The sequence below is a fragment of the Micromonospora craterilacus genome (assembly GCF_003236315.1).
In the GTDB taxonomy this organism is placed as follows: domain Bacteria; phylum Actinomycetota; class Actinomycetes; order Mycobacteriales; family Micromonosporaceae; genus Micromonospora; species Micromonospora craterilacus.
The window spans coordinates 1-23,045 of sequence record NZ_POTY01000002.1 but is presented as its reverse complement, the minus strand read 5'-3'; the positions used below and the strand labels follow the sequence as shown (position 1 = coordinate 23,045).

The window sequence follows — 23,045 nt, the reverse complement described above, 5'->3', positions numbered from 1 at the left end:
CGCCGTCGGCGCGCGAGTTCGACTAATGGGTTGCGGCGAGGCTGGGCGCCGCCGCCCGTTGTGCGGGGGACGTCGCAGTGGTGGTGGGGCTGTTCGGGGCTAGCCGGATCCGGACTGCGGAGTCGGCCTGGATGCCCAGGGCGAGGAACTCGTTGCGGGTGAGGGTCACCGTCACGGTCTGACCGTCGTCGGCGGTGACCTCGACCCGGATCTCGAAGCCGATCCGGGTGACCCGGGTGACCCGGCCGGGCAGACCGGCCTGGTCCCCGCCCTCGGTGGAAAGCTGCAGGTCGTGCGGGCGCACCAGTTGGTCGCCGAGCTGGGTGACCGGGCCGAGGAAGCGCATGACGAACTCGTTGGCCGGGCGGTCGTACAGCTCGTCGGGTGACCCGATCTGTTCCACCCGGCCGTCGTTGATCACCACGATCTCGTCGGCGACCTCGAGCGCCTCCTCCTGGTCGTGGGTGACGAAGACGGTGGTGACGTGCACCTCGTCGTGCAGCCGGCGCAGCCAGTCCCGCAGTTCCTTGCGGACCTTGGCGTCGAGGGCGCCGAACGGCTCGTCGAGCAGCAGCACGGTCGGCTCCACGGCCAGCGCCCGGGCCAGGGCCATCCGCTGGCGCTGCCCGCCGGAGAGCTGCGCGGGCAGCCGGTCGGCGAACTGTTCCAGGTGGACCAGGGCGAGCAGCTCGTCGACCCGACGCCGGATCTCGTCCTTGGGCCGCTTCCGGATCTCCAGGCCGAAGGCCACGTTGCGCCGCACCGACAGGTGCTTGAACGCCGCGTACTGCTGGAACACGAAACCGACGTTGCGCTTCTGCGGCGGCAGTCCGGTCGCGTCCACGCCCTCGATCTCGACCTTTCCGGTGTCGGCGCGTTCCAAGCCCGCGACGATCCGCAACAGCGTGGACTTGCCGCCGCCGGAGGGGCCGAGCAGGGCGGTGAGCCGGCCGGACGGGATGCTCACCGACACCTCGTCCAGCGCGACGAAATCTCCGAAACGCTTGCCGACGTTGACAATCTCGATGCTCAACGGTCTTCCTTCGGCCTGAGGACGGATACGACGATGATGCAGGCGACGGCGACGAGGGCGAGGAGGAAGGCGGTGGCGTACGCGCCGCCCTTGTCGAAGTTCAGGTACTTCTCCTCGACCACCAGGGTGGCCGTACGGGTCTCACCGAGCACGTTGCCGGAGACGACCTTGACCGCGCCGAACTCGCCGAGCGAACGGGCGAGGCTGAGCACGACTCCGTAGATCACGCCCCACTTGATCGACGGCAGGGTGATCCGGCGGAACGTCTGCAACGCGTTGGCACCGAGGCTGCGGGCGGCCTGCTCCTGCTCGTCGCCCACCTCCTGGAGAATCGGTACGACCTCCCGGATGACCAGCGGCAGCGCCACGAACACGGTGGCCAGCACCATGCCCGGCACGGCGAAGATGATCTGCAGACCGGCCGCTTCCAGCGTCGGACCGAACCAGCCGTCCCGGCCGCCGTAGACCAGGATCAGGGCCAGGCCGACGACGATCGGCGATACCGACAGCGGCATGTCGAGCAGGGCGTTGAGCGCCCGCTTGCCGGGGAAGTCGTAGCGGACCAGCAGGATCGAGATGCCGACGCCGAACACCGTGTTGATGACGACGGCGGTCACCGCGATGACCACGGTGAGCCGCAGCGCGTGGGTCACGTCGGGATCGCCGAGGATGTCGTTGAGGTTGGTGAACCCGTCGGCGAAGGCGTTCCGCCCGACGAGGTACAGCGGCCAGGCCACCAGGAAGAACAGGTACGCCGTGACCACGGCCCGCAGGACGTACCGGCCGGGGCGGCGGCCGACCTGGGTACGGGCGGCGATCGAACGGTCAGCCACGGCGCATCACCCTCCGCTGGATGGCGTCGAGTACGACGATGACGGCCAACGAGATGGCCAGCAGCACCACCGCGACCGCTGCCGCGCTGTCGGGGTTGTCGTTCTCGATGCTGCTGAGGATGCGGACCGAGGCCACCTCGGTACGCATCGGCAGGTTGCCGGAGAGCAGGACCAGTGAGCCGTACTCGCCGACGGCACGGGCGAACGACAGCGCGGCGCCGGCCGCGATGGCCGGGGTGAGGCTCGGCAGGACGATCCGCCGGAAGGTGGTGTACCGGCTGGATCCTAACGACGCCGCGGCCTCTTCGACCTCCGGGTCGAGTTCGGCCAGCACCGGCTGCACGGTCCGCACGATGAACGGCAGGGTGACGAACAGGAAGGCGAGGAACACCGCGATCCGGGTGTTGGCGATGTTGACCCCGAGCGGGCTGCCCGGCCCGTACAGCGACAGCAGCACCAGACCGGCGACGATGGTCGGCAGCGCGAACGGGACGTCGATGAGGATCTCCAGCGCGCGCTTGCCGAAGAACCGGTCCCGCACCAGCACCCAGGCGATCAGGGTGCCCATGACGATGTTGACCAGCGTGACGAGCAGCGCGGTGCCCACGGTCAGGCGGATCGTGGCGGCGGTCTGTTCGTTGGTCACCGTCCGCCAGAACCCGCTCCATCCGCCCTGCGACGCGGTCACCGCCACGGCCGCCAACGGGATGAGGACGAGCAGGCTGAACCACACCATCGCCACGCCGAGGCCCAGCCCGGAGACCCGGGTGAGCGGCAGGCCGCCCGGGGCCGACCGGCGGTTGCCCGCCGGCCGGTCCGGGACGAGGGTGGTCGAGGTCACTTCGCCTTCCCGGACGCCGCGATGACCTTGGTGACGATGCCGTCCTTCTCGTCGAAGAACTTCTTGGACAGCGCGGACCAGCTCTCGAAGTCGTTCTCCACGGTCAGCAGCTTCTGCGGGGCGGGGAACGGGTTGTTCGGGTCGAGCGCGCCCTCGATGCCGCTGGTGTCGACCCCGTCGATGATCGGCCGGAAGCCGGTGCGCGCCAACTGCCGCTGGCCCTGCGGGCCGAGCACGAAGTCGAGCCAGTCCTTCGCCTTCGGGTCGGCGGCCTTGAGGATCGCGCCCGGGTTCTCGATCAGGAGCGTGGTCGCCGGCAGGACCCAGTCGAGTTCCTCACCGTTCTGCCGGGCCAGGATCGTCTCGTTCTCGTACGCGAGCAGGACGTCACCGGTGCCGCCGAGGAAGGTGGTGGTGGCGTCGCGGCCGCTGTTGGGCAGCGACACCACGTTGGCGAAGAGCTTGGTGAGGTAGTCCTGCGCTTGGGCGTCGGTTCCGCCGTTGGCGGCGATGTGCCCCCAGGCGGCGAGGGCGTTCCACCGGGCGGCGCCGGAGGACGCGGGGTTGGGCGTGACGATGCCGATGCCGGGCTTGGTCAGGTCGTCCCACCCCTGGATGTTCTTGGGGTTGCCCTTGCGTACCGCCAGCACCACCACCGAGGACGACACGATGCCCTTGTTCGGGCCGTCGTCCCAGCTCTCGTCGACCAGCCCGGCGTCGACCAGGCGGGTCACGTCGCTGGTCACGGAGAAGTGGACGTAGTCGGCCTTCAGGCCGGACACGACGGCGCGGCTCTGGTCGCCGGAGGCGCCGTAGGAGGTCTTGAACCTGACTCCCTTGCCCGCGTCGGTCTTGGTCCACTCCGCGGCGATGGCCTTGTTCGCCGCCTCGGGCACCGCGAAACCGACGATGTTCAGCGTGGCGGAGCCGCCCGCCGCCGCGTCGCCGCCACCGCAGCCCGACAGCGCCAAGCCGGTCACCATGGCGAGGGCGATGGCCGCTCTGATCCGGTGCCTCATCGGAATGCCGTCCTCCATCCAGTGCGCGCCCGCACTATATAAATCCGACCAATTAGATAGGGAATATGCCCGTTTTGAGTTGGGGTGGCATGAAGACAGTGGTGGGTGCGGTCGCGGATCGGGCCTCGATGCCCGACTGGCTACCCCTCGACGGCGGCGATCAGGCGTCGCGCTCGGCTCCACACCGGCGCGGCGACTCTGATCGTCCGTGCCGACCGCGCACCGAATATCCCACTAACTCGACAGGTTTTCAAGCCTTAATGAGGCGGGGTCACGGTGCCCGCATCGCCCGCACGGCCTCCCCGGCGAACAGACAGGCCGCACGGTGTTCGCCGTCGACCTCGACCAGCACCGGGTCGGTGCCGGCGCACTCCGGCCGGGCCTGGGGACACCTGGTCCGGAACCGACAGCCGTCGGGCGGGTCCACCGGGCTGGGGATGTCGCCGGTGAGGATGATCCGCCGACGCTGCCGCTCGACTCGCGGATCGGCCACCGGCACCGCCGACAACAGGGCGGCAGTGTACGGATGAGCGGGCTCCCGCCAGATCTGCGCCGGGGTGCCGCTCTCCACGATCCGGCCGAGGTACATCACGGCCAGCCGGTCGCTCATGTGCTCCACGGCGGCGAGGTCATGGGCGATGAACAGGTAGGTCAGTCCCAACTCCCGTTGCAGACCGCGGAGCAGGTTCATGATCTGCGCCTGCACGCTCAGGTCGAGTGACGCGATCGGCTCGTCCAGGACGATCAGGTCCGGCTCGCCGGCCAGCGCACGGGCGATGCCCACCCGCTGCCGTTGGCCGCCGGAGAGTTCGTGCGGATGCCGGTCGGCGAGGTCGCGGCGCAGGCCGACCAGGTCGAGCAGTTCCTCGACCCGGCGGCGACGGGCAGCACCGCCGTCGGTGAGCCGGTGCACGATCAATGGCTCGGCGATGCTCGCCCCGATGGTGCATCGCGGGTCGAGAGATGCCTGCGGATCCTGGAACACCATGGCGACCCGGCGGCGTAGCGCGCGCAGCCGCCGCCGGGACCAACGGGTCACCTCCTGCCCAGCCACCCACACGCTGCCGGAGGTGGGGTCGACCAGTCGCAGCAACGCAAGGCCGGTGGTGGACTTGCCGCTGCCGGACTCGCCGACCAGGCCCAGCGTCTCGCCTCGGCGCACCTGCAACGACACCCCGTCGACGGCGCGAACCACGCCGGCCGGCGTCGGGAACCACACGGTGAGGTCGTCGAGCGCGGCCACCACCTCGGCCGGTTCCGGCTGGGGGCTCATGCCGGCACTCCCCCGCTGCGCCCCGGGCCGAGATGACGCACCGTAGCTCCGAGTTCGCTGATTCGCGTTGCGCTCGCTCATCGGCTCCCCCCGTCGGGTTGGTGCGGGTAGAACGTACGCACGTGGTGGTCCGCGGACACCGGGGCCAACGGCGGCAGTTCATGCTCGCAGCGGGCGTCGCCGCGTACCGGGCAGCGGGGCCAGAAGGCACAGCCGGCGGGCAGGTCCAGCGGACTCGGCGGTGCACCCTGGATGGTGACCAGATCACCGCCGCCGGCGGCCGGGTCAGGTCGGGCCGCCAGCAGCGCCGCGGTGTACGGATGCGACGGGTCGGCGAAAACAGCGTCGACCGGGCCCTGTTCGAGAATGCGGCCGGCGTACATGACGGCCACCGTGTCCGCGATGCCGGCGACGACGCCGAGATCGTGGGTGATCCAGACGACCGCGGTGCCCAGCCGCCGCTGCAGGTCGGCGACCAGCTCGACGATCTGGGCCTGGGTGGTGACGTCGAGGGCGGTCGTCGGCTCGTCGGCGATGAGCAGATCCGGCTCGCAGGCCAGCGCCATGGCGATCACCACCCGCTGGCGCATGCCGCCGGAGAACTGATGCGGGTACGCGTCCACCCGCTCGGCGGCGGACGGGATGCCGACCAGGTCGAGCAGTTCGACGGCGCGGGCCCGGGCGGCCCGCCGGGTCAGCCCGAGGTGTTCCTCGGCGGCCTCGATCACCTGCCGGCCCACGGTCAGCACCGGGTTGAGCGAGGTCATCGGATCCTGGAAGACGAAACCCACGTGCCGCCCGCGCATCCGTCGGCGGCGTTCCGCCGGCAGCCCGGTGAGTTCCGTACCGAGCAGGTGGACGCGCCCGGTCACCCGGGCGGACCGGGGCGCGAGGCCGGTCGCGGCGAGCACGCTCATGCTCTTGCCGCTGCCCGACTCGCCCACCAGCGCGAGGGTCTCCCCCGCCCGGACCGACCAGTCCACGCCGGCGACCGCCCGGGCCGGACCCCGGCGGGTGCCGATGGTGACGGTGAGGTCCTCGACAGCCAGGACCGGCCGATCGCCTCGCTGACGCTCGCTCATGCGGTGCTTCTCCTCGCTTCGCTGACGGTGAGCTGGCGGGGATCGAGCACGTCGCGCAGCGCGTCGCCGACCAGGTTGAACGCGAGGACGGTGAGGAAGATCGCGGCGCCGGGGAACACGCCCAGCCACCACGCATCGGTGACGAAGCCGCGCCCGTCGTACAGCATCCGGCCCCAGGCGGGCGCCGGTGGTTGGACGCCGAGACCGAGGAAGGACAACGCCGCCTCGGACAGGATGGCGAAGGCCAGCGACAGTGAGGTCTGCACGATCAGCGGCGCCGCGATGTTGGGCAGCACGTGCCGGCGCATGATGCGCAGGTCGGACGCGCCGATCGAGACGGCCGCCCGGACGAAGACCTGCTCCCGGACGGAGAGCACCCCGGCCCGGGTCACCCGGGCGAAGATCGGGGTGTAGACCACCCCGATCGCGATCATCGCGGTGAGCAGCCCCGGCCCGAGCACCGCCACGATGGCCACCGCGAGCAGCAGGACCGGGAACGCGAACAACACGTCCATGCAGCGCATGAGCACGTTGTCGAGCCAGCCCCGGTAGTAGCCGGCGAACAGTCCGAGGGTCACGCCCACGACCAGGGCGATCCCGACGCTGACCAGGCCGACCTGGAGCGACACCCGGGCCGCGACCATGACCCGGCTGAGCACGTCGCGGCCGAGTTCGTCGGTGCCGAAGGGATGCGACCAGCTGGGCGACTCCAGCATCCGGTCGACGTCCACGTCGTTGACGCCCGACGGCGCCAACCAGGACCCGGCCACGCCCACCACGACCAGCAGCGCGAGGACCGCACTGCCGGTCAGGGCCAGCGGGTCGTGGCGCAACGCCGACAGGGCCCGGCGCAGCTGACCGTCCCCACCGCCTTCTCCACCCGCGCTCATCGGACCGTGATGCGCGGGTCGAGGCGGGCGTAGAGGATGTCCACCAGGAGGTTGACCAGGAGGAACAACGCGGCGACCAGGAGGACGGCCCCCTGCAGCACCGGATAGTCCCGGGCCTGCACCGCGTCGTAGGTGAGCCGGCCGATGCCGGGCCAGGCGAACAGCACCTCGATCACGATCACGCCGCCGAGCAGGCTCGCCAGCTGCACCGCCACGACGGTGACCACCGGGATGAGCGCGTTACGCAGCACGTGCCGCAGCACCACCACCCGGGTCCGCAGCCCCTTCGCCTCGGCGGTGCGGACGTAGTCCTCCGACAGCACCTCCAGCATTGAGGATCGGATGAACCGGGTGAGGATCGAGGCGGTCACCAGGCCGACCGTCGCCGCCGGCAGGGCGACGTGCGAGGCCCACCTGGCCGGATCCTCGGTGAGGGCCACATAGCCCGACGGTGGCAGCCAGCCGAGCACCCCGGCGAAGAGCAGGATGCCCATGATGCCCATCCAGAAGTCGGGCACCGAGACGCCGAACTGGCTGAACACCCGCGCCGCATGGTCGATGAACGAGCCGCTGCGGATGGCCGACAGCACGCCCAACGGGAACGCGATCAGCATCGCGAACACGACGGCGGTGACCGCCAGGGACAGCGTCGCGGGCAGCCGCTCCAGCACGATCGAGGTGACCGGCCGTCCACTGCGGAAGCTGACGCCGAGGTCGCCGGTCAGCGCCCGACCGAGATAGTTGAAGTACTGCGCGACGAGGGGCTGGTCCAGCCCGGCCCGGGCCCGCAGCGCCTCGTACGTCTGCGGGTCGAAGCGGGTGCCGAGGGCCACCCGGACGGGGTCACCCGGCACCAACTGGAGCAGCAGGAACACGACGAGGGTCACGCCGAGTAGTACGACGCCGGACTGCAACAGCCGGCGGATGACGAAGCGGGCCACCTGAGGTCCCCTGCCGGCTCACCGGGCGAGGGCCACGTCGCGGAACCGGATCGCCCGGTCGGTGCGTACCTCGTAACCGGAGACCTGCTTGGACCAGCCCTGCGCCACGTCCGGGTTGTACAGGTAGATGTAGCTGGCGTCGTCCACGATCTGCTTGGCCACCTGCTCGTACTGCTGCTTGCGGGCGGCCTGGTCGGTCTCCGTCCGGGCCCGGTCGAGCAGCTGGTCCACGGCGGGGTTGCGGTACTTGTGGAAGTTGAACGTGCCGCCGCTGTGGTGCTGGGCGTAGTAGAACTCGTCGGGGTCGACGTTGCCCAGCCAGCCGAGCATGAACGAGTCGAAGTTGCCCTTGCCCTGCTCGTCGAGCCACTGCGCGAAGTCCAGCGTACGGATCTTGATGTTGACGCCGATGGCCTCCAGCTGCGACGCGATGACCTGGGCGGCGGTGACGGTCTCCGGGTACTCGCTGGTGACCATCAGATCCATGGTCAGATCGCTGACGCCGGCCTGGTCGAGCAGCTGCCGCGCCTGGTTCGGGTCGTGCCGGTAGGGCGCGTACTCGTAGTAGAAGGCGCTGTTCTCCGGGATGGCCGCCTGGTTGACGGTGGCCAGCCCGAACTTGGCGGCCTTGGTGATCGCCTCCCGGTCGAGTGCGAAGGCGACGGCCCGGCGCACGTTGACGTCGTCGTACGGCTTGCGGGCCTGGTTGAGGGCGAGGTACCAGTAGTCGCTGGACGGCACCGTTCGCACGTTGACGTCGTCGCCGTCGAGCAGGGCCGGGACCTGCTGGGGTGGCAGGTTGTCGGTCCACTGCACCTCGCCGCCGCGCAGGTTCTGCAGGGCCACCGTGGGATCCTTGACGAAGGTGAAGGTCACCCCGTCGAGCTTGGGCTTGTCGCCCCAGTAATTGTCGTTACGGACCAGCCGGATGTTGTCGCCGGAGCTGTAGCTGCCGATGGCGAACGGGCCGCTGCCGACCGGCTTGGTGGTCACCTCGCCGGATTCCACGTTGGACTTCTGGACGATCGCCACGCCCTTGAAGCCGCCGAGGTTGGCCAGCAGGTTCGGGGTGGGCGCGGTGAGGGCGACGACCACGGTGGTCGGATCGGGCGCGGTCACCGACTTGACGGTGGCGAACTTGTACGCGGTGTTCAGTTTCCCGTCGATGATCCGGGTGTAGGAGTAGACCACGTCCGCCGAGGTCAGCGGCGACCCGTCGGAAAACTTGACCCCCTCGCGGAGGGTGAAAGTCCAGGTCAGCTGGTCGTCGCTGGTGGTCCACTCGGTGGCCAGGGAGGGCTTCATCTCCAGGTTCGCGTCCGGCTCGACGAGGGTGTCGTAGACGTTCTCCAGCACCTGGAAGCTGTAGTAGGCGGAAGTCTTGTGCGGGTCGAGCTGGTCGGGCTCGCCGCCGATGGCGGCATTGAGGACGCCGCCCGCGCCTGCCCCGTCAGCCCCGTCGACGTCGACGCCCTCACCGGTGGTGCATCCGGCGACGGCGACGAGCATCAGGGCGAATGTGGCGCCGGCCAACCGGAATCTGGTGCTGGACATGGTCCTCCCCCTGGATTCTTCCCCGGCAGATGAAAGATTTTGGCGAGTCTGGCCCCCTGGCCGACGAATGTCAACACAAACTGTGGCAAATTGCCCGCTCCGCGGGGCCGCCGCCTCCCCTCCTCGCCCCACGCTAGCCGCAAACCGCCCTGCCGGCAGGACACGGAGGCTCGGCCGCTGGCCCCGCCGGAGCTACAGGCAGCACCAGCAGTAGAGGTGTTCACCGGCGTCGCGGGCCCGCCGGGCGAGGGCGGCGACCGCCTCGATCACCGGCAGCATCTGGTCGGCGGGGAGCGGGCCGTCCCAGGCGAGTTCCTCGGTCTGCCCCCAGCGGGCCGACAGCTCGGGCAGTTGGGCGGCGGTGATCGAGGCCAGGGTGTCCCTTGTGGCGTCGTCGAGGGAGGTCAGCCAGGGCCCGTCCGGGTCACCGCTGCACAGCAACTGCTCTCCGACCAGACCGGCCTGCCAGGCCACCCCACGCGCGAGAGACACCAGTTGACCCAGCGTCACCCCGGGGTCGATGCCCTTGAGGTCGATCGCGTCGACCCCGGGTCGCCCGTCTGCCGTGACGACCGGGCCGCCGTCGAGATCCGCCATCAGTTTCACCGCCGCGGCGTCGTCCGCCGCCCGGAAGTAGTCATACAACACACCCACGCCCGGCATTCCAGCAGAGGGGTACGACATCCCCGCGCTCCGCACCGCCGGGCGGCCGGCGTCAGGCGCGGGCTGGGGCCGCGGCGGCGCGGCGGAGCAGGTCCAGCACCTCGGCATCCAGTTCGCGGGCCACCGCCAACGCACGCGGATCGCCGTACGGGGTGATCAGGCTCGCCACCGTGTCGTAAGCGATCCGCACGGTGTCGCCGTCCTGCCAGAGCAGGATGGTGACGGGGGCGTACGCGCCCGCGTCGGGCACGTGGCGCGTCATCCGACTCATCGTGACCGGGTTGCCGGCGATGATTCGGACCAGCCGGTACGGCGTGATGTCGGGGTCCTCGCGCAGGGCGGTGTCCAGGTCGAGGTGCAGGAAGCGCATCAGGCCGGCCGGGCCACTGGCCTCGCGTACCTTTCTCGTGTAGTCGGCGTACGACGGCGCCGACGCCCACTCGTGCATCTCGGCCGCCAGGTCGGGCCGCGAGATGCCGGTGTAGACGTCGGCCAGCACGTCGTCGAACGCCCGCGCGGAGGTCAGCGTGATCCGGTCGACGATCACCCGGGTGTGTGTCTCCGCGCCGTCGGGCACCGTCGCCGGTATCGGGTCGCCGTGCCGACCCGACACGTCCCCCTCGTCGGGTTGGGCCATGTGCCGATCCTAGGAGCCACCGGCGCAGCCCGGAGGCGGTTCCCGCGATGCCGGCTACGACTGTGCGGGAGCGCAGTTGTTGCTGGTCAGCCGCAGGGTGTACTCGGCGTCGTCGTGGGTGATGCCCGACGGCGACCCGTCGAACCAGGTCTCCACCTTCTGCCAGCCCCGGCGCTGCTCGTAGTGCAGGTGCGGCGCGCCGGAGTTGCCGGTGCTGCCGATCCGCCCGATCTGTTCGCCCTGGGCGACCCGCTGCCCGACCTCCACCAGTGGCGGTTCGAGCAGGTGCAGGTACTGCGTCTCCCACCGGCCGCCATGATCGATCTTCACCCAGTAACCGCCGCCGCGGCCCCGTGGGCCGTCCGGGTTTTCCGGGGTACGACCACCCAGCGAGCCGTTGATCCCGGCCACCGTGACGGTGCCTTCGGAGGAGGCGAGCACCGGCCTGCCCCACACCTCGCCCTCGGTCGGGTAGAGGTCCACGTCGTAGTCGTCATGGCCGGGGTAGGTGCTCAGTTGCCACGTCTCGCCGCAGCCGACCGGAAGCTGGAACAACGGGCGCGGGCCCGGCGGCCGCAGCAGCGGCACCGCGACCACGGCGACCACGGCCAGGACGGCCACGGCACCGAGCGTGAGCAGGATCCGGAACCTGCGGCTACGGGTACGGCGGTGGGAACGGGGGTGGCCGGTCGTCACCAGCCAGAGCATGGCAGACCCCGGCAACACCCGGTCCCGCGGAGGCCGGTGCGGTGGCCGTACCGGTGGCCGACGGTCCGGCCCGGCGGGACGGCGGGTCCCACCGGGCCGGACCGTGACCGGCCGGGCGCTCAGCCGGCGGCGACCGGCGGGCCAGGGTCAGCCGAAGGCGCGCGCCTGCCAGGTGCGGACCTGGCTGGCCGGGAGCGCCTCGGGCAGGATGGCGATCCGGTCCACCTCACCGGTGAACCGCTGGCCGCCGTTCTGGTCGGCTCCGAATCGCAGCTCGCGGGTGGCACAGCCGATGATGCCGCCGTCCGGCACCTTGGCCGTGCCGGCCTGCTGGCCGTCGAGATAGACCACGATGTTGCCGCCGTCGTCCATCGTGACGACCAGGTCGACGTACCGGCCGACGGGCACGGTGGCGTTGCTGGTGACGCCGGCGCCCGAACCGATGAACCGCACCTGGTTGGTGGGGGTGAGGTCGATCAGCACCCCGTCGGTGCCCGGATCACCGCTGGGCTGGAAGTCGAACAGCCGTCGGTAGCTGCCGGTGGTGGTCACCTTGACCTCGGCGGCGAAGGTGGCGGCCTCCAGGAATCCCAGCGTGGTGGGGGCGGTCCGCAGGTACCGCGTGCCGTTGAGCGCCAGCGCACTGCCGGTGGGCCCGTCCGTGACGTACCCGGCACCGGTGTGCACCGTGCCGGTGCGACCGTGCGGCGATCGGTCGGCGACCGTGTCCCCGCTGGTGGGGTCCCAGGCGACCAGCGGGTGGGCCGGGTCCGGCCGGCCGCAGGGCGGCGGTACGGGCAACGCGACGGCCGTCCACCCGGACGCCCGCCACCCGTTGTTGGTGACCAGCCGCGCCTCGATCCGGTTCTTGCCGGGTGCGGCCTGCCGGGTCGCGGTGACGGTGAACCGGTACACCCGGGAGCTGCCCGGCCCCATCCGGGGCACCTCGAACCGGGCGGGTTGCGCGTTCCAGCCCGCCGGCAGGGCCAGCGTCAACGTCGACGGCGGGAGGTTGACCCCGGCGTTGACGGTCACCGCGACCGTCCCGGATTCGTCCGCCTCCAGGGTCTGCGGCGCGGCGACGGCGAAGGCGACCTGTGCGGTGGCGACGTAGCGGTGCCCCTGCTGCGCGGTGAAGGTGAGCCGTTCGCCCTGCGGCCGGGCCGTGACCCGTTTGCCGGTGGTGGTGTCGACCAGTTGGTACGGCCCGGCGAACAGCGGACTGCGCAGCGTCACCGCACCGGTCCGGCCGGCGGTGACGGCGATCTCGGTCGCGGCGCCGGCCGACCACGCCGTGTCGACGGTGAGGTCACCGCGGGCGCGCAACCCGCTGATCGAGCCGTCGGCCCAGGCGCTGGGCAGTGCCGGCAGGATGTGCACCTCGCCGCTCTGGCTCTGCAGCAGCATCTCCGCCACCCCGGAGGTGGCCCCGAAGTTCCCGTCGATCTGGAACGGCGGGTGGGTGTCCCACAGGTTGGTGAGGGTGCTCTGCCGCAGTTGCTCGGTGAGCATCTTGTGGGCGTGGTCGCCGTCGAGCAGCCGGGCCCAGAAGTTGATCTTCCAGGCCTTGCTCCAGCCGGTGCCACCGTCGCCCCGGGCGGTCAGCGAGACCTTGGCCGCGGCGGCCAGCTCGGGGTCACGCAGTGCGGAGACCTGCGCGCCCGGGTGCAGGGCGAACAGGTGCGAGACGTGCCGGTGCTCGTTCCTCGGGTCGTCCAGGTCCGCCTTCCACTCCTGCAACTGGCCCCAGGACCCGACCCGGATGCCCGGGTCGAGCCGGCCGAGCGCGGCCCGCAGTTCCTGCCGGAACGCGTCGTCGCCCCCGATGATCCCGGCGGCCTCGACGGTGTTGGTGAACAACTCCCAGACGATCTGCTGCGACATCGACGCGCCGGCGGTGAAGTCGCCCTGCTCGGGCGAGTAGCTCGGCGACACCACCAGCTTGCCGTCGCGCGGGTCGACGACCAGTTCGTCCAGCCAGAACTGGGCGAGCTCCTTCATCACCGGGTACGCGCGGTCGCGCAGGAACGCGCCGTCGCGGGTGAACTGGTAGTGCTGGTAGTAGTGCTGGGCCAGCCAGGCGCCGGCCTCCGGGAACCAGAACGAACTGGCCCAGTTGTGCAGGCCGGTGAAGCCGTAGATGTTGGTCTCGTTGTTCACCACCCAGCCCCGGCTGCCGTAGATCTCCCGCGCGCTGACCCGGCCCGGCGGCACCATCGCGTCGACGTAGTCGAACAGCGGCGCGGTGGTCTCGGAGAGGTTGGTGACCTCGGCCGGCCAGTAGTTCATCTGGAGGTTGATGTTGACGTGGTAGTCGGCGTCCCAGGGCGGGTTGGTCACGTTGTTCCAGACGCCCTGCAGGTTCGCCGGCAGCGACCCGGCCCGGGACGACGCGATCAGCAGGTAGCGGCCGTACTGGAAGAACAGCGCCTCCAGGGCGCGGTCCGCCGGGGAGCCGCCGCCGGTGTAGCCGCGGAGCAGGTCGTCGGTCGGAATGTCGGGCATCTGCTGGCCGATGTCCAGCCGGACCCGGTCGAACAGCGCGCGGTGGTCGGCGGTGTGCGCGGCGAGCAGTTGGGCGTACGTCTTGCCCGCCGCGGCGTTCACGGTGGCCGTCACGGCCGGGTGCGGGTCGGCGCCCCGATAGGTGGGGTAGCTGGGCGCGTAGTCGGTGCCGGCGGCCAGGATCACCGTGGCGGCGTCGGCGTCCCGTACGGTGACCGTGCCGTCGGCACCGTCGGTGACCGCGCCACCCTCCGCCTTCACCTGGATCTGCGACTCGTACCTGAGCCGGTTGTCGTTGAGCGCGCCGGCCAAGGTGATGCGGCCGCCGCTGGCGGTGACCGTCCTGGACCGGTTGCTCGGCGCCGTGACGCCGGCGGTGAAGCCGATCCGGCCGGGCTGGTCGGCGCTGATCCGGACCACCAGGACGTGGTCGGGGTAGCTGGCGAAGTACTCGCGGGTGTAGCGGACCCCGCCGTCGAGGTAGGAAACCTTGGCCACCGCGGTGCCGATGTTCAGCTCCCGCCGGTACTCCTGGACCGTTCCGGGGTCCCGGGTGAGTCGCAGCGACAGGTCACCGAAGGTGTTGTACGAGCCGAATCCGCTCTTGGGCTGGCCGAGCCGGTTCGCCACCTCCGAGGGTGACAGTCGGCCGCGCTCGTTGATCAGCCGCTGCACCTCCTCGATGGCGCCCGGCCGTGGCGAGGTCCAGTTTCCGAAGTTGTAGCCGTTGGCCGAGCCGGGGCCGCCGGTCCACAGGGTCTTCTCGTTGAACTGCACGGTCTCCGCCGCCACCCGGCCGAAGACCATGCCGCCGAGCGCGCCGTTGCCGATCGGCAGCGCCTGGGTTTCCCAGTCGGCGGCCGGTTCGTCGTACCAGAGGGTGAGGGGATCCTGAGCGGCGGCCGCGGTGGCCTCCGCCGGGGTGGTGGCGGACCAGGCGGGCAGCACAGCCACCAGGCTGGCCGCGAGGGCTGCGGTCGTCAAGCGACGAAGAGATCGCCGCCGGCGTGGCTCATCCATCGATGTCTCCGGGTCGTCCGAGGGCAGGGGTGGGGAACGGACCGGCCGGGTCACCGGCGGAAGCCGGCTCACCTCCGATGTTTGAGCACGAGGCTACAAAGGACATCAGCGAGAAACAAGGAGTCAACATCGTCGATTCCGCCCGGTGAGCGCTCCCACCTCGACAAAGCCTTCCGCTCGGTCGTCGGCATCGGTCGGACAAAACCAGCGCATCGATGTCGCGACCTTGTGGACGTCGCCACGGACTGATAGACATCGGACGTATCAGCGAGCTCGTTGCGACACGGTGACTGGGCGACGGGCGAGGCGATGCTGGGCGGGATCGGTTCGCGGCAGGGCGCGACGCCGCCGCGCCGTGGACCCGCACGGCGCGCCCACGCCGGGAGGCGATCGGTCAGCGGTCGGTGTCCCGGCCGGCGCCGCGAGCGCGCCCGACCGCCGGCCCCGCCTTACGCACCGATCGGCGTACCACCGCGCCGCCCGGGTCACCCGGCCGGCCGGGGCCGACCAGTTCCCCGCGTACGTCGGCGACGATGGTGGCGAGCAGGTCCCGACTGTGTTGCAGTGCCGCGATCTTCTCGGTCAACGTGTCCAGCTCACCCTGCAAGGTCTCGGCCAACCGGGCACGGTCGGCGGGCTCGTCGGGGATCACCGCCCGCCCGTCCAGCAGGAACCTCAGTGCCTGCCCGACCACCCCGGAGGGCAGCGCGGCCGACAGCATGCAGCGGATGCGGGCCACCCGGTCGACGTCGGCGTCCTGGTAGACCCGGTATCCCGAGTCGGTCCGCGTGGGCACCAGCAGCCCCTGCTCCTCGTAGTAGCGCAGCATCCGCACCGAGGCCCCGGTCCGCTTGCTCAACTCCCCGATCTGCATTCCTTGACTCTAACGTCAGTGTCAGGCTTTAGCGTCGGCCTCGTGATCATCTACGTCCTTCTCGTCTGCTCGTTCGCCGTGGCCACCGCCGAGTTCGTGCTGGTCGGCCTGCTCCCCCAGGTCGCCGCCGACCTGGGTGTGTCGGTACCCGCCGCCGGGCAACTGGTCACCGCGTACATGGTGGTGGTCGCCGTGGGTGGGCCGGTCGCCACCGTGCTGACCCGTCGGCTGCCCCGCCGTGAGCTGCTGGCCGGCACCATGGCGCTGGCCACGGTGTCGGCGGTGGCCAGCGCCATGGCCACCTCGTACCCGATGCTGCTCTCCGCCCGGCTCGGCTCGGCGCTGGCCCAGGCCCTGTTCATGGCGGTGGCGTCCCAGGTGGCCATGGCCTCGGTGCCAGCCGAGCGGCAGACCACCGCGGTGGCCCGGCTGTTCGGCGGGTTCGCGCTGGCCACCGTCCTCGGCCTGCCGTTGGGCAGCCTGGTCGGCGAGGCGTTCGGCTGGCCGGTGACCTTCGTGGCGGTGGCCGTCCTGGCCGCCGCCGGGCTGCTCGGCGTGCTCGTGTTCTGCCCCCGGGTTGCCACGCCGCCGCCGACCGGGGTACGCGAGAGCGTCGGCGGGCTGTTCCGCCCCGCCCTCCTCGCCGGGTTCGGGGTGACCCTGCTGGCGCTGACCGGCTTCGTGGCGGCGTTCACCTACGTCGCGCCGATGCTGCGTGAGGTCACCGGGTTGAGCCCGGGCTGGGTCAGCGTCGGGCTGGTCGGCTACGGCCTGGGCACCATCGCCGGCAACCTGCTCGCCGGCCGGGTACGCCCGGACGCGATCAGCCGCCGACTGCCGGCGGCGGTCGGCGCCCTGGCCGTGATCCTGCTGGCGCAGCCGGTCCTGCTGCCCGTCCCGCCGATAGCGCTGGCCGGGCTCGCCCTGCTGGGAGCGGCGGCCTTCCTGGTCGTACCGCTGGTCCAGACCTGGCTGATGGGCCAGGTCGACGCGGGCAGCACCGGGCTGGTCGCGGCCGTCAACATCTCGGTCGCCGGCGCCGCCGGAGCACTCGGGGCCGCGCTCGGCGGCGCGGTGCTCACGGTCGGGCTCGGTCCGGCCTGGATCGGCCCGGTCGCCGCCGTCTCCGTGCTGGCCGCGACCGTCGTCGCGGCCGGCATCGCCCGGCAACGGGCACCGCTGCCCGACGTGACCGCTACGCCGACCCGAGCCGAGGCCGGCTGACAGCAGCCCGGCCGGCATGCCGGGGCCACTCCCGGCATGCCGGGGCCACTCCCGGCGGGTCAGCCGGCCACCGTGAGCGTGTTAAGAAGGGGCCCTTTCTCTACCTCAGGCGTTAAGAAGGGGCCCCTCCTTACACCTCAGCCAGCGATCTGGATCTTGCGGCCGACGCCGGCGCGGAACTGGGCCATGGCCTCGGCGTACTTGTCGAGCGGGAAGCGGTGGCTGATGAAGACGGCCGGGTCCAGCACACCGGCGGCGAACAGCTCGCCGGCCCGCTCGAAGCTGTGCAGCACCGCCATCGAGCCGGTGATGCTGATCTCCTGGTTGTAGATCCGGTACGGCTCGACGGGCACCCGGGTGGCGTACTCGGAGACGCCGAACTGGAGGAATGTGCCGGCCGGGGCGACCCGGCGCAGGCCGTCCTCGATGGCCGCCTGCACCCCGGTGCAGTCGATCACCACGTCCCAGCCGCGCGGTCGGTCGAACTCGTCGGCGCTGGCCGCGTGCGCCGAGCAGCCGAGCTGGACCGCGGTGGCCAGCCGGTCCGGGTTCAGGTCGACCACGCTGACGGTGGCCGCGCCGCAGCGCTTGGCCAGCTCCAGCATCATCAGGCCCATGGTGCCGGCACCGTAGATCAGGTAGTGGTCGGCCAGCCGCCGGGGCAGCACGTCGAAGCCGCGCACCGCGCAGGAGAGCGGCTCGATCAGGGCGGCGTCGGCCGGCGTGACCCCCTCGGGCAGGGTGATGCAGTTGCGGACCGGGGCGAGGGCGTACTCGGCCGCGCCGCCGGAGACGGTGACCCCGATGGCGTTCCAGCGTTCGCAGAGGTTGCCCCGGGCGCGCCGGCACTGGTAGCACTCACCGCAGTGCAGCGACGGGTCGACGGCGACCGGGTCGCCGACCCGCACCTCGGTGACGTCCCGCCCGACCGTGACCACCGTGCCGGCGAACTCGTGGCCCGGCACGATCGGGTACGCGGGCGCGAACTCGCCGTCCATGATGTGCAGGTCGGTGCCGCAGATCCCGCACCCGGCCACCTCGACGACCACGTCGCGCGGGCCGGGCGTGGGGTCCGGCACGGACTCCACGCTGATCTGACCCGGCGTGACGATGACTGCTGCCTTCACTTGACCGCCCCCATGGAGAGTCCTCGGACGAGTTGTTTCTGGGCGATCCAGCCGGCCAGTACGACCGGCAGCGACACGATCGTCGCGGCCGCGCAGAGCCGGGCCAGGAACAGCCCTTCGGAGGTGATGAAACCGACCAGGAAGATCGGCGAGGTGCCGGCCCGGGTGGCGGTCAGGTTGACCGCGAAGAAGAACTCGTTCCAGCTGAAGATGAAGCAGATCAGCGCGGTGGCGGCCAAGCCGGGCGCGACGATCGGCAACAGGATGCGCCGGATGGTGACGATCAGGTTGGCGCCGTCCATGGCTGCCGCCTCGATCAGTGCCGCCGGCACCTCGAGCAGGAAGGAACGCATCATCCACACCGCGAGCGGCAGGTTCATGGCCGTGTAGAGCACGACCATGGTCCAGATGTTGTCCAGCATGCCGAGTTCCTTGACCAGCAGGTAGATCGGCAGCAGGGCGGCGACCACCGGCAGCATCTTCGTGCTGATGAAGAAGAACAGCACGTCGCGCCACTTGGCGACCGGCCGGATCGACAACGCGTACGCCGCCGGGGTGGCCAGCAGCAGCACCAGCAGGGTGGACAGCAGGCTGGCCATCATCGAGTTGAGCAGGTACGGGGTGATGTCCCGGTCGAAGACCTGCCGGTAGCCGTCGAGGACCGGGGTGGAGAACCAGGACGGCGGGTTGCTGGCGGCGTCGACCTCGCGCTTGAAGCCGGTGAGCACCATCCACAGCACCGGCAGGAAGAACAGCAGCCCGGCGAGCCAGGCCAGCACGGTCCAGGCCGCCCCGGTCACGCCGGTGCTGCGGCGGGCCGGACTGGCGGTGCTGCGGCGGGTCGCGCCGGCGGCGCGTTGACGTAGGGCGGTCATCGCGTGTCCTCCATCCGGAACAGGCTGGAGATCACCCGCAGCGCGAAGGTGGCGACGATGATGGTGCCGATCACCACCACGACGCCGGCCGCGGCGGCCTCGCCGTACTCGAACTTGCGGAAGGTGGTCAGGTAGATCTCGTACGGCAGGTTGGTGGTGGCCCGGCCGGGACCGCCCTGGGTGATGGTGAATACCGCGTCGAAGGTCTGCACCAGGTAGATGGAGCCGAGCAACGCGCCCAGTTCCAGGTAGGGCCGCAGGTAGGGCAGGGTCACCCGGGTGAAGGTCTGCCAGGGCCCGGCGCCGTCCACCCGGGCGGCTTCGAGGGTCTCCAGCGACTGGCCCTGCAACCCGGCCAGGATGATCAGCATCATGAACGGGGTCCACTGCCAGACCAGCGCGGCGACCACGGAGACCATCGGGTACTGCGACACCCAGTCGGTGCTGCCGCCGAGGATGCCGTTGATCAGGCCGTACGACGGGTTGTAGATGGCGTGTTTCCAGAGCAGCGCCGCCGCCATCGGCATCACCAGGAACGGCGTGATGAGCAGGGTACGGACGATGCCGCGGCCGGGGAACTTGCGGTCCAGCAGGATGGCCAGGCCGAGGCCGAGCAGCACGGACAGGATCACCGACGAGGCGGTGAGCACCACCGTGTTCACCAGCGCGGCGCGCAGCCGGTCGTCGGTGAGCACCCGCCCGTAGTTGGCCAGCCCGATGAACTCACGGCTGCCGGGCCGCAGCACGTTCCAGCTCTGGGTGGACAGGTAGAGGGTGAACAGGAACGGCAGCTGGGTCACCACGATGGCGAAGATGAGGGCCGGCAGCAGCGGGGCCCGGCGGGCCCAGCGTTGCCCCCGGCCGGGACGGGAGGGTCGTGCGGTGGGGCGCGGTGTCGCGCCCGCACCGGTGGTGATGGTCGTGGTCATCGATCCGCCTTGGGCAGGGCCGGGGCCGGCCGATGGCCGGCCCCGGCGCGCGACTACCGGTGTTTGTTCGCGACGTCCTCGGCCAGCCGCTGGCCGTCGGCGAGCGCCTTGTCGACGGTGGTCTGGCCGGCGATCGCGGCCGACACCTCCTGGGACACCTTCGTGCCGAGGTCGGCGAACTCCGGGATGCCGACGAACTGCACGCCGAGCGCGGGACGCGGCTGCACCCCGGGGTTGACCGGGTCGGCCTCCTGGATCGACTTGAGCGTGATGTCGGCGAAGGCGGTGGCGGAGTCGCGGTACTCGGCGATCTGGTAGGTGGACTGGCGCTTGCCGGCCGGCACCCGGGACCAGCCGAGCGAGGAGCCGATCAGCTGCTCGTACTCCTTGCCGGTGGCCCAGGAGATGAACTTCCAGGCGGCGTCGGCGTTCTTGGTGGTCTTCGGCATGGCGAGGGCCCAGGCCCACAGCCAGCCCGAGGATTCGGTCTTGTTGACCGGCGCGTACGCGTAGCCGACCTTGCCGGCGACGGTGCTGGAGTTGGTGTCCTCCAGCGTGCCGGCGGCGGAGGTGGCGTCGTACCACATGGCCGCCTTGCCCTGGCCGAACGTGTTCAGGCACTCGGTGAACCCGGCCTGCGGCGCGCCCGGTTGGCCGTGCGCCCGGAGCAGGTCGACGTAGAACTTCGTCGCCTCGGTGAACTCGGGCGCGTTCACCTTGGGCGTCCAGTCCTTCTCGAACCAGGTGCCGCCGAAGGTGTTGACCACGGTGGTCAGCGGCGCGAACAGTTCTCCCCAGCCGGGCAGGCCGCGCAGGCAGATGCCGGCGACGCCGGCGCTCTTGTCGTCGAGCTGGGCGGCGAACTGGGCGACCTGCTGCCAGGTGGGCCGCTCGGGCATGGTGATGCCCTTGGCCGCGAAGAGTTCCTTGTTGTACATCAGGAAGGACGACTCGCCGTAGAACGGCGCGGCGTAGAGCTTGCCGTCGGCGCCGGAGAGCGAGGCGACCATCGGCTGGAGCAGGTCACCCTTGTCGTATCCGGTGTCGGCGTCGGCGTACGAGCTGAGTTCGTGCAGCCAGTCGTTCTGCGCCCAGATGGGCGCCTCGTACGCGCCGATGGTCGCCACGTCGTACTGTCCGCCCTGGGTGGCGACGTCCTGGGTCACCTTGTCGCGCAGTTCGTTCTCCGGCAGGATCGTGAACCGCACCGTGATCCCGGTCTGCTTGGTGAAGTTGTCGGCGGTGACCTTGGCCAGGTCTTCCATCTGCGGGTTGCCGACCATCAACACGGTGATGGCCGTACCGTCGCCGTCGCCGGACGAGCCGCCGCCGGCTCCGGAGCAGGCGGTCGAGGCCAGACCGACCGCGAGGGCGACGGCGAGCGTGCCGCGCCATCGGCGAGGAGATCGTGTTCTGGGCACAGCAAACCTCCATGGTGGTGGTGTGGTGGGTGAAAGGAGGGATCAGCCGGGGCGCTCAGACGCGCAGCACCACCGGGCCGAGCAGTGAGTAACGGTGTGCCTCGGACGCCGGCAGCGCGGTGTCCGTGACGATGGTGTCGACGTCGGCGACGTCGGCGAAGCGGCAGAAGCTGTGGCCACCGAACTTGGTGTGCACCCCGGCGAACACCACCCGCCGGGACACCGCCATCACCTGGGCCTTGACGGCCGCCACCGCCGGGTCCGGCGTGGTCAGCCCGTGCTTGCGGGAGATGCCGTTCGCCCCGACGTAGGCCAGGTCGATGACGAAGCTGGCGAGCATGCGGGTGGCCCAGTGGTCGACGGTGGCCAGGGTGCGTCCGCGGACCCGGCCGCCGAGCAGCAGCACGGTGATGGTCGGGTACGCGGCCAGCGCCGCCGCGGTGTGCAGCGAGGCGGTCACCACGGTCAGCGGCCGGTGGGTGGGCAACGCCTCGGCGATCAGTTGCGGGGTGTAGCCCTCGTCGATGAAGACCGACTCCGCGTCGCCGAGGTGCTCCACCGCCGCGGTGGCGATCCGCCGCTTCTCCACGACCATCCTGGTGGCCCGGGTTTCCAGGGTGGTCTCGAAGCGGGCGGTCTCCATCGGGTACGCGCCGCCGTGCGTCCGCCGTACCAGGCCCTGCTGGGCCAGCAGGCTCAGGTCGCGTCGGATCGTCTCCGGCGCGACGGCCAGGTCGGCGGCGAGCTTCCGCACGTCAACGTCGCCCTGACGGCGCGCCAGGGTGAGGATGTGGTGTCTGCGCTCCGTCGCGTCCACTTTGCACCTCCTGCTGGCCCGTGGGTCTTTTTGTAACACCGTTAACGGCGCGTGACCCCGGTCACATGCAGGTCAATCTGGTGGTTTTGCTGCCCGAGCGCCAGCCCCGAACGGGCAGTTGGGAACGGGTGATCCGCTGCATATCCCGCATACCGGCCGCCCGTTTGGCCGTTCCGTCTGCCCGATCTCCACCCGAGACGCCCGCTCGGGCACGCGATCCGTCACCCCGGTGCGGCACCGTTGTCGACGAACCGGAACCGGGTCGTCAGCGGTGCGTCGCCGAGTTCTTCGAGGATCAGGCCACGGGTCGCGGAGTTCTGCAGATAGGCGGAGTGGTTGCTGATCGCGTACGTCGGCGCGCCGTTCCGTTGCCCGTCGCGGACGATCGAGAACTGCTGCCTCGGCTCCTCCGGGGCACAGGGGGCCGCGACGACCCGCAGCGGCTGACTGCCCGAGGACCGGACCTCCCAGCAGGTGTCGGTCAGGTCGTCGGTGCCCGGCTCCGCGGTGCGGATCAGATAGGTGTCAGGCCCCTGCGGCGCGAACACGAACAACTGGCGGCCTTCGTCGCCGTCGACCTCGGCGAGCCGACCGTCGTCGAGCAGCGCCAGCCCGGCCGCCTGGTCCGACACCCGCACGATGGTGACCTGGCGCTTCCCGGACAGCACCGCGTCGGCGCTCGGCGGACCGGACGGCGGACTGGACGTTCCGGAGGTCGGGCTGGAAGCGCCGGAGGTCGGGCCGGCGGACGGGCTGGACGGGCCGGCGCCGGGTGGGGT

The 23,045-nt window shown here is 70.8% G+C and carries 21 protein-coding genes; 1 reads left to right on the top strand and 20 read right to left on the bottom strand.

Annotation, left to right across the window (positions count from 1 at the left end; all coding sequences use genetic code 11):
• Positions 1–22: 22 nt before the first annotated feature.
• The 14 genes from C1I95_RS00590 to C1I95_RS00525 form a co-directional block, all read right to left on the bottom strand.
• Positions 23–1,033: a sulfate/molybdate ABC transporter ATP-binding protein gene (locus C1I95_RS00590; RefSeq protein ID WP_111211747.1), complete on the bottom strand. Its 1,011-nt coding sequence runs from the start codon at positions 1,031–1,033 to the stop codon at positions 23–25.
• Positions 1,030–1,866, bottom strand: a complete 837-nt coding sequence (locus tag C1I95_RS00585; RefSeq protein WP_111211746.1) for a sulfate ABC transporter permease — start codon at positions 1,864–1,866, stop codon at positions 1,030–1,032. The genes C1I95_RS00590 and C1I95_RS00585 overlap by 4 nt, the downstream gene beginning before the upstream one ends.
• Entirely contained in the window at positions 1,859–2,707 is an 849-nt protein-coding gene (gene cysT, locus C1I95_RS00580; RefSeq protein ID WP_111211745.1) for a sulfate ABC transporter permease subunit CysT, read from the bottom strand. Before cysT ends, C1I95_RS00585 begins: the two co-directional genes overlap by 8 nt.
• Positions 2,704–3,726 (bottom strand): sulfate ABC transporter substrate-binding protein, encoded by a 1,023-nt coding sequence (locus C1I95_RS00575; protein ID WP_233513169.1) that lies wholly within the window; start codon positions 3,724–3,726, stop codon positions 2,704–2,706. Before C1I95_RS00575 ends, cysT begins: the two co-directional genes overlap by 4 nt.
• Positions 3,727–3,997: 271 nt before the next feature.
• Positions 3,998–4,999: an ABC transporter ATP-binding protein gene (locus tag C1I95_RS00570; protein ID WP_111211744.1), complete on the bottom strand. Its 1,002-nt coding sequence runs from the start codon at positions 4,997–4,999 to the stop codon at positions 3,998–4,000.
• A 77-nt stretch (positions 5,000–5,076) separates the two neighbouring features.
• Positions 5,077–6,081: an ABC transporter ATP-binding protein gene (locus C1I95_RS00565; protein ID WP_111211743.1), complete on the bottom strand. Its 1,005-nt coding sequence runs from the start codon at positions 6,079–6,081 to the stop codon at positions 5,077–5,079.
• Positions 6,078–6,971: an ABC transporter permease gene (locus C1I95_RS00560; protein ID WP_111211742.1), complete on the bottom strand. Its 894-nt coding sequence runs from the start codon at positions 6,969–6,971 to the stop codon at positions 6,078–6,080. Before C1I95_RS00560 ends, C1I95_RS00565 begins: the two co-directional genes overlap by 4 nt.
• On the bottom strand, positions 6,968–7,912 hold the full coding sequence (locus C1I95_RS00555) for an ABC transporter permease (RefSeq protein WP_111211741.1): 945 nt from the start codon (positions 7,910–7,912) through the stop codon (positions 6,968–6,970). The genes C1I95_RS00560 and C1I95_RS00555 overlap by 4 nt, the downstream gene beginning before the upstream one ends.
• A gap of 18 nt (positions 7,913–7,930) precedes the next feature.
• Positions 7,931–9,466: an ABC transporter substrate-binding protein gene (locus C1I95_RS00550; protein ID WP_111211740.1), complete on the bottom strand. Its 1,536-nt coding sequence runs from the start codon at positions 9,464–9,466 to the stop codon at positions 7,931–7,933.
• Between the two features lie 192 nt (positions 9,467–9,658).
• The gene (locus C1I95_RS00545; RefSeq protein ID WP_146605601.1) at positions 9,659–10,120 is read right to left on the bottom strand and encodes a hypothetical protein; all 462 of its coding nucleotides are present in this window, start codon (positions 10,118–10,120) and stop codon (positions 9,659–9,661) included.
• A gap of 61 nt (positions 10,121–10,181) precedes the next feature.
• Complete coding sequence (locus C1I95_RS00540; protein ID WP_111211738.1) at positions 10,182–10,766, bottom strand: DUF302 domain-containing protein; 585 nt, start codon at positions 10,764–10,766, stop codon at positions 10,182–10,184.
• Positions 10,767–10,820: 54 nt separating this feature from the next.
• Positions 10,821–11,474 carry a M23 family metallopeptidase gene (locus tag C1I95_RS00535; RefSeq protein WP_111211737.1) on the bottom strand — a complete coding sequence of 218 codons (654 nt, stop codon included), beginning with the start codon at positions 11,472–11,474 and terminating at the stop codon, positions 10,821–10,823.
• A gap of 147 nt (positions 11,475–11,621) precedes the next feature.
• Positions 11,622–14,963, bottom strand: coding sequence for a glycosyl hydrolase family 95 catalytic domain-containing protein (locus C1I95_RS00530; protein WP_233513168.1), 3,342 nt, complete (start codon positions 14,961–14,963; stop codon positions 11,622–11,624).
• Between the two features lie 430 nt (positions 14,964–15,393).
• The gene (locus tag C1I95_RS00525; RefSeq protein ID WP_111211736.1) at positions 15,394–15,873 is read right to left on the bottom strand and encodes a MerR family transcriptional regulator; all 480 of its coding nucleotides are present in this window, start codon (positions 15,871–15,873) and stop codon (positions 15,394–15,396) included.
• A 42-nt stretch (positions 15,874–15,915) separates the two neighbouring features.
• Here C1I95_RS00525 and C1I95_RS00520 point away from each other — a divergent pair, with 42 nt between their 5' ends.
• Positions 15,916–17,097, top strand: coding sequence for an MFS transporter (locus C1I95_RS00520; RefSeq protein ID WP_111211735.1), 1,182 nt, complete (start codon positions 15,916–15,918; stop codon positions 17,095–17,097).
• Between the two features lie 137 nt (positions 17,098–17,234).
• On the opposite strand, the gene C1I95_RS00515 is transcribed toward C1I95_RS00520, so the two are convergent.
• The 6 genes from C1I95_RS00515 to C1I95_RS35065 all read right to left on the bottom strand — a co-directional run bounded on the left by C1I95_RS00515 (position 17,235) and on the right by C1I95_RS35065 (position 22,898).
• Positions 17,235–18,224, bottom strand: coding sequence for a zinc-dependent alcohol dehydrogenase family protein (locus C1I95_RS00515; RefSeq protein ID WP_111211734.1), 990 nt, complete (start codon positions 18,222–18,224; stop codon positions 17,235–17,237).
• Positions 18,221–19,099, bottom strand: a complete 879-nt coding sequence (locus C1I95_RS00510) for a carbohydrate ABC transporter permease (protein ID WP_111211733.1) — start codon at positions 19,097–19,099, stop codon at positions 18,221–18,223. The genes C1I95_RS00515 and C1I95_RS00510 overlap by 4 nt, the downstream gene beginning before the upstream one ends.
• Positions 19,096–20,028: a carbohydrate ABC transporter permease gene (locus tag C1I95_RS00505; protein WP_111211732.1), complete on the bottom strand. Its 933-nt coding sequence runs from the start codon at positions 20,026–20,028 to the stop codon at positions 19,096–19,098. The genes C1I95_RS00510 and C1I95_RS00505 overlap by 4 nt, the downstream gene beginning before the upstream one ends.
• Positions 20,029–20,081: 53 nt before the next feature.
• A complete protein-coding gene (locus tag C1I95_RS00500; RefSeq protein WP_111211731.1) occupies positions 20,082–21,449 on the bottom strand; it encodes an ABC transporter substrate-binding protein in 1,368 nt (455 codons plus the stop codon).
• Between the two features lie 55 nt (positions 21,450–21,504).
• On the bottom strand, positions 21,505–22,266 hold the full coding sequence (locus C1I95_RS00495) for a DeoR/GlpR family DNA-binding transcription regulator (RefSeq protein ID WP_111211730.1): 762 nt from the start codon (positions 22,264–22,266) through the stop codon (positions 21,505–21,507).
• A gap of 221 nt (positions 22,267–22,487) precedes the next feature.
• Positions 22,488–22,898 (bottom strand): hypothetical protein, encoded by a 411-nt coding sequence (locus C1I95_RS35065; RefSeq protein ID WP_158566227.1) that lies wholly within the window; start codon positions 22,896–22,898, stop codon positions 22,488–22,490.
• Between the last annotated feature and the right edge of the window lie 147 nt (positions 22,899–23,045).